Annotated in this window: 9 protein-coding genes and 2 pseudogenes; all 11 read left to right on the top strand. The window is 54.5% G+C overall.

The window, feature by feature from the left end:
• Window positions 1–88: 88 nt before the first annotated feature.
• A complete protein-coding gene (locus OZX57_RS00820) occupies window positions 89–2,233 on the top strand; it encodes a family 43 glycosylhydrolase (protein ID WP_277162885.1) in 2,145 nt (714 codons plus the stop codon).
• A 46-nt stretch (window positions 2,234–2,279) separates the two neighbouring features.
• Window positions 2,280–3,353 carry a LacI family DNA-binding transcriptional regulator gene (locus OZX57_RS00825; RefSeq protein WP_277162325.1) on the top strand — a complete coding sequence of 358 codons (1,074 nt, stop codon included), beginning with the start codon at window positions 2,280–2,282 and terminating at the stop codon, window positions 3,351–3,353.
• A 287-nt stretch (window positions 3,354–3,640) separates the two neighbouring features.
• On the top strand, window positions 3,641–6,724 hold the full coding sequence (locus OZX57_RS00830) for a family 43 glycosylhydrolase (RefSeq protein WP_277162326.1): 3,084 nt from the start codon (window positions 3,641–3,643) through the stop codon (window positions 6,722–6,724).
• Window positions 6,721–7,110, top strand: a complete 390-nt coding sequence (locus OZX57_RS00835; RefSeq protein ID WP_277162327.1) for a hypothetical protein — start codon at window positions 6,721–6,723, stop codon at window positions 7,108–7,110. The genes OZX57_RS00830 and OZX57_RS00835 overlap by 4 nt, the downstream gene beginning before the upstream one ends.
• A gap of 137 nt (window positions 7,111–7,247) precedes the next feature.
• Window positions 7,248–8,268 (top strand): annotated as a pseudogene (locus OZX57_RS00845) (family 43 glycosylhydrolase).
• Between the two features lie 331 nt (window positions 8,269–8,599).
• Window positions 8,600–9,913 carry an extracellular solute-binding protein gene (locus OZX57_RS00850; protein WP_277162330.1) on the top strand — a complete coding sequence of 438 codons (1,314 nt, stop codon included), beginning with the start codon at window positions 8,600–8,602 and terminating at the stop codon, window positions 9,911–9,913.
• Between the two features lie 122 nt (window positions 9,914–10,035).
• Complete coding sequence (locus OZX57_RS00855; RefSeq protein WP_277162331.1) at window positions 10,036–10,194, top strand: hypothetical protein; 159 nt, start codon at window positions 10,036–10,038, stop codon at window positions 10,192–10,194.
• 35 nt (window positions 10,195–10,229) lie between these two features.
• Entirely contained in the window at window positions 10,230–10,976 is a 747-nt protein-coding gene (locus OZX57_RS00860) for a sugar ABC transporter permease (protein WP_277162332.1), read from the top strand.
• Window positions 10,973–11,896: a carbohydrate ABC transporter permease gene (locus tag OZX57_RS00865; protein ID WP_277162333.1), complete on the top strand. Its 924-nt coding sequence runs from the start codon at window positions 10,973–10,975 to the stop codon at window positions 11,894–11,896. Before OZX57_RS00860 ends, OZX57_RS00865 begins: the two co-directional genes overlap by 4 nt.
• A gap of 255 nt (window positions 11,897–12,151) precedes the next feature.
• Window positions 12,152–13,360, top strand: a complete 1,209-nt coding sequence (locus OZX57_RS00870) for a glycoside hydrolase family 43 protein (protein WP_277162334.1) — start codon at window positions 12,152–12,154, stop codon at window positions 13,358–13,360.
• Window positions 13,361–13,422: 62 nt separating this feature from the next.
• Window positions 13,423–14,947, top strand: a pseudogene (locus tag OZX57_RS00875) (glycoside hydrolase family 27 protein).
• The last annotated feature ends 31 nt before the right edge of the window (window positions 14,948–14,978 follow it).

Below are 14,978 nucleotides of genomic sequence, written 5' to 3' on the forward strand. Positions count from 1 at the left end.
ACAACGATGTAACATGCTATCAATACTGTACATCGTTGTAAAAACAGACACGTGAGATAGGTCGTTGAAGATGGAAAATTATCGGGAATTGGCGCAGGGCTATTCGCTGCTCTGCTATACGCGCAAGCCCACCGATCGCGAACATGCCAACAATGCCGACATCGCGCTGAGCGTGCATTTAGCCCTGCGCTCGCCGGTGACGGGCAAATGGGATCCGCTTAACGGCAATTACGGCATTTTCTTCGCTGCCGGCGTGCCCTGTGAAGGGGTGCCGCAGAACGCAAGGGGTGCAGCGACGGCCTCCCGTCATTTCCGCGTTGAGGCCGGTCCGGCTGACTATGTACCCAGCGGAGCGGTGGCATTGAACGCGTTGATGCCAGACGTCGATATCACGCTTAAAAGCCTTAAAGACCCGTATCTGTTCCGCTTGCCGAATGCAGATTATGGCATTGTGGCCACCCGTACTGCTCGCGGCGGTGGCTCCGATGGCTCCGAACGTTCCTCGTTCCTGCTCGCTCGAAGTTCGGATTTGTTGAGTTTTGAACAGTTGGGCATGGTTGTGTTGGACACCGATAATGGTGTGCATCATCCGCAAGTGGCGGCACTCGGCGATACCGGTGAGTATGCAATTTCTTGGCACAATGACGCCGGAAAGCCGTGTACGGCGCATGTCAGTGATTTGCTGGGTGCGGTCAACGGCATTGTTGCGGTGGACGACGCTGCTATGGCGAAAAATGTTGCTGAAGGCCGGGGTAGCAGCGATTGCGGAATAATCGATTTTCGTAATAGAGACGCCGACTTCGCCGATATTCCTGATTGTGTGCCGGGCAATATTATTGATATCGACGAAGACGATGTCATCGCTCTGATCAACCGTTTCGGGCGTATCTACAACATCGGTGCCGCTTGTCCCGCAGAAACATTCACTCCCGTTTCATCCGAGACCGTTGATGTTGCAATCGAACGTTGGCGGCAGGAACCGGTCGACCTGCTTTACTCCGACGGCTCGGATGCCATGCGCAAAGTCGACTGGGATGAGGCGCAGCTTGAGGATTTCAGGGACAATGCGCGTGCAGGTAATTTTGGACCCGGCCAGGTCATCAGTATCGATGGCGTCGTGCGTCAGGAGACCTACCCGGTGCCGTTCGCTCGTGAACGTGCCGATCCGTCAGTGTTTGCCTACGATTTCAACGGCGAGCGGCTGTTCCTTTTCATTGCGACCGACGATACCGACGGCAACTGTGTCGATCCGAATGGTGGGCACACTCATATGCCGCTGCGCGTCGGGCATACCATCAGCGAACTTTCCGATGCTGCTAGTGGGCGTGAACGCGAGATTGACCTGCTCAGATGCGGGGACCGCAACAGCGAGGGGCGGGTGATGACCGGTTGCTTCTGGGCGCCCGAGCTGCACATCATCGGCGGCCGGCTTTCGATTCTCTTTATGCCCTGTTTCGATGGGCCGGAGCTCAATCCCGATGGCACGCCTAACGACCGTGCTGGCAAACCGGATATGTGGACCGGCTGCTGTCACATCATGCAGTTGAAGCAAGATGCCGAAGGCCGAGACTTGGATTTGCGCGATTCGGCAAACTGGGATGTTCCCGAGCCGATTTACGGTCCTGAGGGGGAGGCGCTGAATCCGGTGCAACGCATCAGTCTCGATATGACAGTTTTCGAGGATTCCGGCCATTGGTACTATGCCTGGCAACAAATCGGCAGTGTGTGGATTGCGACGTTCGATCCGGCCGATCCGGCTCGTCTGACGAGCAAGCCGCGTCAAATTATTGTTCCTGAATTTGCTTGGGACAACGCCATCGCCGAAGGCCCTAACGTTATTGAACACAATGGCACACTGTACCTTATCTATTCCGGTTCTCTGGTGGGCATCGATTACACCACCGGCTTGGCCATGGCTCCTGCGGGCGAGGATGCCGATTTGCTTGACCCGCAAACGTGGGCCAAGTTGGATTATCCGTTGCAGAAGTCGGGAATCTATAACGATGAATGGCAACTGGGGACAGGGCATGGCATGTGGTCTGAAGATGAAGACGGTAACCCGATTTATGTCTTCCATGCGGCCGAGTATGCCGAGGGCCAATATGGTGGTCGTGATGCGCAGGTGCGCCGTGTACACTGGAGTGCAGAAGGTATGCCGGTTCTTGATCTGCAGGCGAGCGAAGAACTCGATGGCAATTCGAAATATGCAACGATGAGAATCGCAGTGGTGTAATACTTATTGTGATGTGCGGGATGTATGGGTAAAGGATATAGGGGACATGAACGCAACCAATGACGAAACCAAAAGCCGCAAAGGCCTCGACCAGAAGGTCGTGACCATGCGTGAGGTCGCGAAGGTGGCGGGCGTCTCGATTAAAACCGTTTCCAACGTTGTCAACGATTATCAATTCGTTTCCGATGCCACTCGCAAGAAGGTCAACAAGGCCATCGATGAACTCGGCTATGTGGTCAACGCTTCGGCGCGCAACCTGCGTCGAGGGCAGACAGGCGTCATATCGCTGATTATCCCGGACCTTCAGCTGCCGTATTTTGCTCAGCTTTCCTCGTTGGTCATTGAAGAGGCCAAGAAGGTCGGCCTGCAAGTCATTGTGGAGCCCACGCTCTATTCGCGCGAAGGCGAGATCGAGGCGTTGCGCGGTCAGCGGCTTTCGATGCTTGACGGCGTGATTTTCAGTCCTCTGGAGCTGGGGCAGGATGACGTTGCCCAGCTTGATGTCGATTATCCGTTGGTGCTGATTGGCGAGCGAATCTTTACCGATACCGTCGACCACATCGCCACCGAAAACGTCGAAGGGGCCAAGCGCGCCACCACCTATCTCATCCAGACCGGTTGCCGCAGGATTGCGGTACTTGGCGTTCATCCGGGCGAAAAGGTGGGCAGCGCGGGCCTGCGTTTCCAGGGTTATAAGGAAGCCCTTGAAGAAAATGGCATGGAATTCGATGAACGTCTGGTGGCGCCTGCCGGCATGTGGCATCGTATCGACGGAGTGAATGCCATGAATGACGTGCTTGATAGGAATGTCGAAATCGATGGGGTGGTGGCCTTGAACGATATGCTCGCCTCCGGTGCGATGCACGCCATCCAGATGCGTGGGCTGAAAATTCCGGACGATATTTCGGTGATCGGCTTCGACAATTCCGATGATTCCCAATATCTTTCCCCGCCACTGACCTCTATCGCTCCGGGTCTCGAGGCTGTGGCCCGTCTGTCAGTTCGTGTGCTGAAAAACCGCATTGACGGCATCAATCCGTTGAATTCCGAGTCAAGTGCGCCTGTTTTCCGCAAGGTCTCCTCGACGCTAGTAGTCCGCGATTCCACTCGCAAGCTCTAGCGTCGGTCGCCGTGTTGACGGCATCGCAAGCCGGTCAGGCTATTGATTCCATTATCGGATGGATCAATAGTAAATGTTTTATAACGTTGTAATTTTGGGTGTTGTATGATAGTCTGCTTGCGAGGCATGCAAAGTAGCTACAGCCTTCGTCGGATTGTTTAGACCCGATGTCGCATCGTCATGAATCTTCGAGAATCTGCATTGCGAAAGTTTTTTACAACGTTATAAAGCGTTGTGTGCGATTGTCGTTCGTTTCGTGGTGATTAAGAGAATTATTAGGAATAGTAATGAAAACAACAAGATTCGCAAAGGCGCTGAAGCCTTGTGCGTTGCTTGCCGCAGCCTCAATGCTGGTCGGTTTGGCAGGAGTGACGCCTGCGTTGGCGGCGCCTGGCGATGTTCAGGATTCAACCTTTCGGCAGGTTCAAACGCAAAGTATGCCGCAAAAACTTGTAGACTATGATTTTTCATCCCAGACTAATGGAACCTCATCAGTCGCTAATTCGGTTCCAGGTTCGTCGTTGGGTAACGCAAAAGTGACTAACGACGCGGGCGTAGTCACCGCAGGATCGTTCACTGACCATGCGCTGACGATGGATGGCAATTACTATGTCAAACTACCGGACAATATCCTTCAGGGGCACCGTTCGGCCACCGTCTCCACGGTGGTTAAAAATGACCAGTTCAACAGCAGCGATCCAAGATGGAGCTATTTGTTCTCGCTAGGGAGCACAGGTCAGTCTGGCAAAGGCTCATGGACGGCTTCCACCCATACCTCGCTCTATTCCTCTGTGACCTCAAAAGGTAACGGCGATGGTGAAACCTATTTCTCCGCTGCTGAGAACCTTTCGATGGATAAATTCCAGACGTTGACGGCCACGGTGGACGGGGAGACGAAAACCGCCAAACTCTACATCAATGGTCGCGAGGTCGGTTCCTCGAAGATTACCGCGGACATCTCTCAGTTCGCCGACCAGACCAACGACGTCATCGGGCAGTCGCGTTATCCGGGTGTTGGGGATGCGTTCTTCCACGGTGCTGTTCGTTCATTCACCGTCTACGATGACGCCTTGAGTGCACGGCAGATCGCACAGACGTTGCCCGCTGACGGTGTTGCTGATTTGTTGGGAAGTGAAGCCAATAGCTTGCAGGTTCCCGCCAATGTCAGTGCCGATTTCACTTTGCCGATTTCCGCCGCAGACGCTTCGGTCTCATGGGATTCCGACAATGCGGCCATCGCCGTCAACAACGCCAACGGCAAGGCCACGGTAACCTTGCCGCAAAGGGACACCAACGTCAATCTGACAGCCACGCTTACTTCGGCACAAGGCATTGCCGCTCCGTCGGCGCCGGTGAGTAAGACGTTCGTGGTCAACGTGCCCCGTGCCCTGAGCGATCAGGAATTTAAAGCGAAAGTCATCGATAGTCTGAGCCTTGGTGACGCCGTTGATGACGGCAATGTACGAGGTGATTTGCTGTTGCCCGCGGTGATGACCATTGATGCCTACGGTTTTACCGGTGACGTGACATGGAAGTCTTCGAACCCCAAGCTCGTGACCATCGAAAGCAATACTGCTGCCAAAGCTACGGTACGGGATATGAACGAGGCCAGCGATCCAGGTAGCTATGTCGCTAAGGTCGTGCGTCCTGATTGTGGTGGTGCGCAAAGCGTCAAGCTTACGGCCACAGTGACACAACGCTCGTCCACACGCTCATTGAATGCGCCGGTAAGTAAGGATTTCACCCTTGCCGTCCAGCCGCTTTCTTCAGGTGATGACACGACACATAGCCGTGTCTCTTCCCATGATCCGTCCATCGTCAAGGCCAACGGTAAGTACTATATCTTTGGTTCGCATCGTGCTTTTGCCAAGAGTACTGACCTGCAACATTGGCAGTATTTCAGTAACAATCTGGTGACCAACTACCATCAGGTGCTTGACCCGATCTTCAACGCATGGCCGAAGCAGGACACTAATCCCGATGTCACCGGCAATATGTGGGCTCCAGAGGTCATCTGGAACAAGACCATGAAGAAATGGTGCATGTATATGTCTGTCAACGGCGGCGGCTTCCCATACCAGAAGACGGTTATTGTGCTGTTGACCGCTAACGATATCGAGGGCGACTGGACCTATGTGGGACCGGTGGTTTATTCAGGCTTCAATGCAAGCAATTTTCAACAGACTGATGTGCCAAAGGTGCTGGGGCAGCATCCCGACCTTCGACGTTACGACAGTCTGCAAGATACGGGAATCAATGCCATTGACGCTAGTGTGAAATATGACGGCAACAATATGTGGATGGCTTTCGGCTCATGGTTTGGTGGCATCTGGATGATTAAGCTCGATCCCGCAACAGGTCTGCGCGATTATGCCACCACTTACAGTACTGTGAAGAACGTCTCTGACGCCTATTACGGGCATAAGCTCGCCGGCGGTTATGGCAATTCCGGCGAGGGTGCGGCGCTCGCTTTCAACAGCGGTTACTGGCATCTTTTTCTCTCCTACGGCGGCCTGACTCAGACTGGCGGTTATCAGATGCGTGAGTTCCGCTCGAAGTCCATCACCGGCCCCTATCTCGACCAGAATGGCAACGCTGCAGTCTATACGCGTAATGTTCCCGATGACAAAGCTTTCAACCGTGGGCTTCGTGTGCTTAGTTCGTACGACCAACTAGGTAGTGAGAATGTCAAGACCTCTCAGGGTGGCAACGCCATCATCACCGATTCCGACGGCTCTGTCTACAACGTTTTCCACACCCGCTTTGTGCGCACCGACGGCAATCTCGAAGAACATCAGGTGCGTGTGCAGCCGATGGTTTCGGTCAACGGCTGGCTCGTGATGGCACCGTACGAGAAATCGGGGACGGTGACTGCCGATGCGTCCTACCAAACTTCGGCTGTGGCCGGTACGTACCAGTTCGTGGTGCATAATCCCGTTGCATTTTATGCGGGTGGCGGCAACTCGAGCTCAGCTATTTACCGCGCTGTGCCAGTGACGCTCAACGCGAATGGAACGCTTGGCGGTAACGGTATTTCTGGAACTTGGCAAGTGAAAGGCAAGACAGTGACGCTGCATGTCGTTTCAGCGCCTGCTGACGCTAAACTGCATGGGAACTATGCCGCCACTTTGGGCTACCAGACCGATGAAATCGGCCGTGAAGTCATGTTCATGTCTGGTTTGGGGGTGACGTATTCACCGACGACGGGCCCGATGTCACTGTTTCCGGCGGTCAGGCGGCTTTCTGGGGTGTTCGTGAGCTGCCGAAATCCCGTATTTCCAGTGCTGTTATTCCGTGTGCAACGGGTAATACCGGGATTGGCGGCGATCATGGTTCGTCGAACAACGAGGCCGGCGGCCATCATGGTTTGACGAACAATAATCAGAACCACCAGACTTCTGGCCAAGACTATCAGATCTCTGGCCAGAATCACCAGACCTCTGGTCAGAACCATCAGACCGCCGGCCAGGATCACCATGCCTCTGGCCAGAATCATGAGACTTCTGGCCAGAATCACCAGCGTCCTTCCGACAATCTCAATCCGATAACCGGTATTGCTCAGCATCATCCGCTTGGTGCAGAGGCTCCCGTCGCCAATCCTGGCCATTCAGGGTATTCGAGTGATGACGGGCATGTGCTGGCAAATACCGGTTCGTCCGTTATTCCGTTGGCTCTGATTGCGGCGATGACGACCGCCATAGCCGTGACACTTGGCCTGTTGAGCAGTAAGCGGGACAAGAACCGGCATATATCGTGACGGTGTGAATAGTGTCGTTTCTAAGTCTGTGGCGCGTTTTCTCTCATCGAGGGAGCGCGCCGCGCCGATTTGTTTCAACGATGTAAATCTGATATATTCAACGTTGTAAATTAGTGTAAAAAGATTCGAGCTTGAACATGGTAGTTTACGACAATCCGGTAGTTCTGCAACGTGCGGATCCGTGGGTGATTAAAACCGATGGTGTCTACTATTTTACGGGTTCTCATCCTCGTTATGGCACTATTGGCATCCGTAAATCTGCATCAATCGCAGGCTTGCAAAAGGCCACTGAAACCGTTATCTGGCGTAAACATCAAAGTGGCCCGATGAGCAAATATATCTGGGCGCCGGAGCTTCATCGCATCGGCGATGCCTGGTATATCTACTTTGCGGCGGCCGAGGTCGATTTTGATGCCGCTGACTTACCCACCCCCATGCATGTATGTGCTGGAGAGCAAGGCTGCGGATCCGACTGCCGACGAATGGGTCGAGAAAGGGCAGATTAAAACTCCCATCGATTCCTTCTCTCTGGATGCGACCACCGAGGTCATCGATGGTGTGCAATATCTGGTCTGGGCCCAGAAGGACCCGGCGATTGAAGGTAATTCCAACCTTTATATCGCGCGTATGAAGAACCCGTGGACGCTTGATAGCGACCCGGTGATGCTGAGCAAACCAGAATATGACTGGGAATGCATTGATTTCCTTGTTAACGAAGGACCGGCGTTCCTGCTGCACGACGACAAGGTTTATATCACCTATTCGGCTTCCGGAACTGGCGTTCCTTATGCCGTTGGGCTGCTTACGGCGCAGCGTGGCAGCGATTTGCTTGACCCTAAGTCTTGGAGCAAGGCTGAAAAGCCTGTGTTCAAGACCTGCGATGCCAACGGACAATATGGCCCCGGCCATAATTCGTTCACCAAGTCCGAGGACGATTCCGAAGATCTGATGATTTACCATGCCCGCAACTACACGCATATCACAGGTGATCCGCTGTTTGACCCGAATCGACATGCGCGTGTAGGCGTGGTGAAGTGGACGGCGGATGGTCCAGATTTCGGTGTGCCGCAGCCTGATACGTTGTGGACGCCTAACACGACCGACATTCTTCCTGATGACGGAGGCCCCCTTGCGGGGACCCGAGTTGACCAGGCATAAGGACTCAGAAGAATCGAAAGAAAACTCGATTCGTGTGGGCCTTGTGTATAAATAATTGAATTAAATAATTGAAAATGTGCCGATAAAGCGCGGTCTGAAGCCTTGTTCATGCAAGATAGAGGCGTAATGCCTAGGGTATCTTCATTTGTACAACGTTGAAAACTGCGCTATACTGACATTACATCGTTGCAAAGAGTGCCGATGGCTTCGATAAACGACAAAGGTGTTGGAAGTAATCGCTTGTGTCGCGGGAAGACGTGGACTGCTGGTTCTTTGTTTCGCAGCGTTGTGAACATCTTGGAAAACCAGGAGAAGGACAAAGGAGAAATCCATGAAAATCAAGAAGACGCTTGTAGCGGCTGTCGCGATGGCAATGGTTGCTGGTCTCGGACTCGCAGGTTGTGGCGGTTCGTCGAACAGCGCCAAGACCGAGAAGACCGCCGACGGCAAAGTCAAGATCACGATGTGGCACGGCTTTTCTGAGGCCGATGGCAAGACTTTGGAAAAGCTTGTCAAGGACTTCAACAAGTCCCAGAACAAGTATGAGATCGATGCTCAGCTTCAGCCTTGGAGCACCATCGGCGAGACCATGGTCACGAAGATTACCTCTGGCGATGGTCCCGATATCGTGACCACCGGCGCCGACAATGGCCAAGGTTGGTCCATTGATGGCACGTTCCAGTGCGTCACCGATTTCTATAATGACGCCAAGTACGACACGAAGAACTACATCCCGAATGTCGTCAAGCAGATTACGTTTAAGATCAACGGCAAGACCGAGAAGTGCGGCGTCCCGATGGGCTATGCACCGACTGCTGTCTGGTACAACACCAAGATGTGGCAGGCCGCTGGCTTGACCGAGAATGACTACCCGAAGACCTGGGATCAGCTGCTCGAAACCGCTAAGAAGCTCACCATCCCCGGCAAGCAGTACGGCATGGCGCTTTCCGATTCCGGCTGGGCCCCGTTCCTGAAGGGCAACGGCTCGGGCATCTACACCACCGATGGCAAGGTCTCCATCAACACCCCGGAGAACAAGGCGTTCCTCGAGAAGATGCGTGACTTCTACAAGGGCGGCTACAGCCTCAAGGGCATGGATGACACCAAGGCCCGTGAGTCTTTCGAATCCGGTCAGTCTGCCATGGTCATCGTTGGACCTTGGGAGGATCAGGCTGCCACTGACAAGCACATCGATCACGATCTGTTCCCGGTTCCTGACGGCAACGGCACCTATGTCTATCCTGACGGCACCAAGGGCTCCAACACCGGCTCCACCGGTCTGTATTGGTGGGTGACCTCGCAGGTCAAGGACTCCGCGAAGAAGCAGGGCATCTACGACTTCATGAAGTTCTACAACAGCAAGGAGAACCAGATCACTTGGTCCCTCGGCTCGGCTTATCCGCCGAACAACACGCTGGTTCAGGACTCTGATTTGGCCAAGCGCCCGCTGATCGCCAAGATTGCGAAGAACACCAGCCACTCCTACATCGGCATTGCTGGCCTCAAGGGCGGCTTCGGCGATATCTCCGCTTCGGTCGATGCGCTGACTAACAACACGGCCCGCAAGGACACCGACATCTCCCAGCTGCTCAACACGGCTCAGGGCAAGATCAAGGGTTATCTCGACGAATACGCCGAGGACTGACCCCCAGTAGTCATAACTGAATAATCGATTTTTGAATCGATATTGGTTCCCGGCCGGGCATCTACCCTTTCAGGCGGATGCCGGCCGGAAACCGAAATTTTGCAGTAATCGGAAGGGAAATCATGGACAGAGCAGTCGCCCGCAATGGCGGGGATGCGACGGCCAGTGAGAACAAGAAAGCTCTCTCGCGCCGCAACTTCCTGAAGGGCATCGCGTTTGTTGCCCCCGCACTTATTATTCTTACAGTATTCGTTTTTATCCAGCAGTACAGACGTTCCTAACGTCGCTGACCACTGACCGTATCAATTCCAAAGGCATGTTCGTCGGCTTCCGCAATTACGCCAAGCTGTTCGGCAATGCCGATTTCCGCACTGACGTCATTAACACGTTGTTCTATGCGGTGCTTTACGCGCCACTCGTGGTCATTGTGGCTCTGCTGTTCGCATTGCTTTTGAACCGCAAAGATTTGAAATTCGTCGGATTCTTCCGTACTTTCATGTTCTTGCCTTACGTGATTTCGATGACTGTGGCAGCCATCGCCTGGGACTTCATCCTTTCGCCGTCGCTTGGTCTGATTCCCTATTGGATTGGCAAGCTTACCGGTATCCAGCATCTCGATTTGCTGGGCACCAGTTCCACAGCCATGATCACCATCGTGCTCATCACCGTCTGGAAGAACTTCGGCTATTTCATGGTCATCTTTTTGGCTGGTCTTCAGGGCATCTCGCAGGAGCTTTATGAAGCGGCTGCGCTTGACGGCGTCAACACCTGGCAGAAGTTCCGTTACATCACCGTTCCGGCCCTGCGCCCGACATTCGTTTACATTATGATCTTCGGTCTCATCGGTTCCTTCCAGGTCTTCGATCAGGTCTTCATCATGACTTCCGGCGGCCCCGACCGCGCCACCGAGACCATCGTCTACCGCATCTACACCGAGGCATTCGGCAACGGCAAGCTGGGCTATGCATCCGCCCTGTCGTATGTCTTGCTCATCATGACGCTTATCGTCGGCCTGTGCGTGTTGGTCAACAACGCACATCATGAGAAGGAGGAAATCGCATGAGTGAGCCAGTTTCTGGATTGTCATTGTCCGCTGAGGCAATGGTGCGCAACGAGGCCGCCAACGCCGAGAACGCACGTCTTCGCAAAAGGGCGAGGTTCCGTCGTCGTTTCGGGCTCTTCTGGAGCTATGTGGCGCTGATTCTGATCACCTTCCTGATGATTTTCCCGCTGTTGGTTGTGGTGCTGGTTTCCTTCACGCCAAAGGACATCACCGAGACCTGGCCGCCGAAGCTCATCCCGAGCGCATTCACCTTGTCCAATTACACATTGCTGTTCCAGCGTCTGCCAATCGGTCGAGAAATGGTTAACGCCGCAGTCTTCGCTTGCGCGGTCACCGTATTCTCGGTGTTCTTCGATGCGCTAGCTGCTTATGGCCTCTCGCGTATCGATTTCAAGGGACGCACGGTGCTGCTCGATATCCTCATCGCCACGATGATGATTCCTGCGATGGCTCTGTTGATTCCTGTCTACAAGCTGCTTGCCAACATGAGCTTGGTCAATAGTTATTGGGGTATCATCATTCCCCGTATGGCCGATGTAGGTGGCATCTTCCTGTTGCGACAGTTCTTCATATCCATACCGAAAGACTTGGATAACGCGGCGCGTATCGATGGCGCCGGCGAACTGCGTATCTTCTTCCAGATCATTTTGCCGAACTCCGTTCCGGCGTTGCTGACCATCACGATGTTCAACCTGATGGGCAACTGGAACGATCTGCTCTGGCCGTTGATTATGACTTCGCGCCCCGAGACCCGTACCATCACGGTCGGCCTCGCGATGCTCACCGGTCATGGTTCCTCGGTCACCCCGTACGGCGTGGTGATGGCGGGCGCATTGATTTCCGCGCTCCCGTTGGTCATCGTGTTCTTCTTCATTCAGAAGAAGTTCGTCGAAGGCATCGCCATGACCGGCATGAAGTAAACGTCAATCTTGTCTTGGAACTCGGCTCTTTATTTTCCCCTCCGGCCGAGCTTCGGACAAGATGACTTATGTATTACAAATAGAGATTTGGGCCGTTCTGTAGCCAATGCAGGGCGGCCTGAATCATGTCCGATCTCTATAAGGCTTAGAAAACCTGTGCGGCAATAAGAGCAGTGGTTGAGCGGGGCGGGCTAACGGGAAGCGGTTTGCAAGGGGCTATGGAGAGCGGCAACGGTAATGGTGCATGATTCTGATATGCGATTAAGTCTTGTAGATAGCGGTACCCGCGGCGTCGACGGTGGCGTTGGTGGCCGTGCAGGTGATGGTGCAGATATGTTGGATTCTTCTCATGACCCATATGGCTATGTGCTGGTCCATTTCAAAGAAGATCCGCACGGATATGCCGAGCGAATCTATGTCGACCTGACAGATGGCGATGATCCTACGCATTGGATGCCGTTGAGCGGCGGCGAGCCGATATTGACTTCCGATATCGGCACGACCGGCGTGCGCGACCCGCATATCATTTGCAATCCTGAAACCGGGTTGTGTTACATCATTGCCACCGACTTGCGTGTTTTCGGAGGGAAATCCAGTGATGGGGCAAATTGGTACGATTGGTCGCACCATGGCAGCACCAGTCTGGTCATCTGGGAATCGAACGATTTGGTGCATTGGCGAGGGCCGCGTCTGCTCGATGTTGCCAAGCCGCTTCATTATGCCGCAGAAGGCGAATTCGGTTGCCGTCAAGTTGGGGTTGATGGCGCTGTGACGTCGCCGACCGCACTGCAACTGGGTATGGCGTGGGCCTGTGAGTGCCTGTGGGTGCCGGATTATTACCCTTCGGGTCACATTGGCGGGTGTGGTGCGTTCGTCATGTACTGGTCGTCCAAAGTCTTTGATGCCGATGACACGGAACATCGCAGCGATTGCGTCCATGACACGGTGCTGTGGGGCGCTACGACGGACTTCACGCAAGACACCTTTGAATATGGTGGTATGTTCATCGACACTGGCGGTGATTCCATTGATACGACGATGGTGCAACGGGCCTTGTCCGATGGTGGCTTGCGCACATACCGCATCACTAAGGACAATACGTTCGGGCGCGGCATCTGGATGGACGCCACGGACGAGAGGCGTTGGTGGAAGTCCGACACTGAGTGGCGAACTATTCAGACCAATATCGGCGACAACTATTCCGACGGTCACGGCGAGGAAGGGCCGGCCGTGTTTGCAGACCACGCGCGGGGCGTCGATCGCTGGTATCTGCTGGTCGATGTTATTCCGTCAATCGGTTATCGCCCCATGGTCTCTTCGGATCTCGAGCAAGGTTGGAAACCGTTGAATAGCAGCGATTTCAGTCTTGCCCCGCATACCAAGCACGGCGGTGTCCTCTCGCTCAATCGCGCGCAATACAAGCGTTTGCGTGATGCGAAGTGGAATAGGGCTCAGTATGCGTGAGTGACTGCGAGTCGAAGCGGCTATACGATAACACATATATTTTCAGCGTTGAAAGGATTGATATGACGGCAAACGAGAGTGATATGAAGACAAGGCGCAAGGCACTGCGGCCACCGATGGGTTGGAACAGCTGGGATTCCTACGGCACCACGGTTACCGAAGACGAATTGCTGGCCAATGCCCGGTTTCATGGCCGAACATTTGAAGGAATTCGGTTGGGACACAGTGGTTATCGACATCGATTGGTACGACCCGACCGCCCGAGCGCATGGCTATAACACTGACGCCCCGCTGATTCTTGACGAATACGGTCGCCAGCTGCCCGACCCGGTGCGTTTCCCGAGTGCTCAAGGCGGCAAGGGGTTCGGTCCGATCGCCGCCAAAGTGCACGAGCTGGGCCTGAAACTTGGTATTCATGTGATGCGCGGTATTCCCAAGCTTGCCGTCGAACGCAATCTGCCGGTCAAAGGCACGCCATATACCGCGCAGGACGTGGCTGATAAGGAACACGTTTGCATGTGGAACCCGGATAATTACGGCCTGAACCAGAAGCATCCGGGCGCCCAGGCTTGGTATGACGCGCAAATCGACCAGTTCGGGGCTTGGGGCATCGATTTCCTCAAGGTGGACGACATGCAGTCGCCGTTCCATAGCGACGAGATTGCCGCCTATCATCGTGCCATCACTAAGGCCGAGGCGAAATACGGCTATCCGATTGTGCTTTCCCTTTCGCCTGGGCAGTGGATGAGCACTGCCTACACCGGTTTTCTGCGCAACAACGCCGAGATGTGGCGCATATCCGATGATTTGTGGGATAAGTGGGAGGACGTTTTTCAGCAGTTCTCGAGGCTTGCGCGTTGGGCACCGTTCCAGCAGGCTGGGCACTGGGCCGACGCCGACATGCTGCCGCTTGGCCATATCGGCTTGCGTGCGGAACGCGGCGACAACCGCGACAGTCTGCTGACCCGCGACGAACGACGTACGCTTGTGGCGCTTTGGGCGATGGGGCGCTCGCCGTTGATGGTGGGTGGTGATCTGCCGACCAGCACCCCTGAAACCATTGCTCTGCTTGCCAATCCGGCATTGCAGGAAGTAACCGCTGGCTCAGCCAGCAACCATGAAGTCGCGCATGAGAGGGTTTATGCCAAGTGGGGAGACCCGAGCACCTACGAGGGCGATCTGATTGTCTGGGCTGCCGATGCCGCTGATTGGGCTGATGGAACGGCTTCGGCGTACCCGGGTGCGCACTATGCCGCGATTTTCTGGACGGGCGACAAGCCCCACGAGCTCAAGGGCAATATTGAGCTGAAGAGTATCGTCGGTTTGGTCGAAACCGAGGGCAAAGATGGCGGGAACAAACCTGGCGCGAACAGAGTTGGCGCGAACGAAACTGATGCGAACAAAGCCGATGCAGAAGACGAACACTCGTGGGCGATTACCGACTTGTTCGCCGGAGTCCAAGACGGTAAGAACGAACGCTCCACGGCGAGACTCGAAGGAACTGGTTCTGATTGCGTCATTCGCGGCAACATTGAGTCGCACGGTGTTCTCTGGTTTGTTCTGGACAGGCAGCATGACGAAGCATAAGTGCCAAAGTGCTGTCTGAACGCCTGCAGAT

It is taken from the genome of Bifidobacterium sp. ESL0682 (genome assembly GCF_029392815.1).
GTDB lineage: Bacteria > Actinomycetota > Actinomycetes > Actinomycetales > Bifidobacteriaceae > Bifidobacterium.

What these genes read in the sequence shown, in the direction of transcription:
- OZX57_RS00825 (WP_277162325.1), top strand. Translation starts at nt 2,280, where the DNA reads ATGAACGCAACCAATGACGAAACCAAAAGCCGCAAAGGCCTCGACCAG.
- OZX57_RS00850 (WP_277162330.1), top strand. Translation starts at nt 8,600, where the DNA reads ATGAAAATCAAGAAGACGCTTGTAGCGGCTGTCGCGATGGCAATGGTT.
- OZX57_RS00865 (WP_277162333.1), top strand. Translation starts at nt 10,973, where the DNA reads ATGAGTGAGCCAGTTTCTGGATTGTCATTGTCCGCTGAGGCAATGGTG.
- OZX57_RS00870 (WP_277162334.1), top strand. Translation starts at nt 12,152, where the DNA reads ATGCGATTAAGTCTTGTAGATAGCGGTACCCGCGGCGTCGACGGTGGC.
- OZX57_RS00860 (WP_277162332.1), top strand. Translation starts at nt 10,230, where the DNA reads ATGTTCGTCGGCTTCCGCAATTACGCCAAGCTGTTCGGCAATGCCGAT.
- OZX57_RS00855 (WP_277162331.1), top strand. Translation starts at nt 10,036, where the DNA reads ATGGACAGAGCAGTCGCCCGCAATGGCGGGGATGCGACGGCCAGTGAG.
- OZX57_RS00830 (WP_277162326.1), top strand. Translation starts at nt 3,641, where the DNA reads ATGAAAACAACAAGATTCGCAAAGGCGCTGAAGCCTTGTGCGTTGCTT.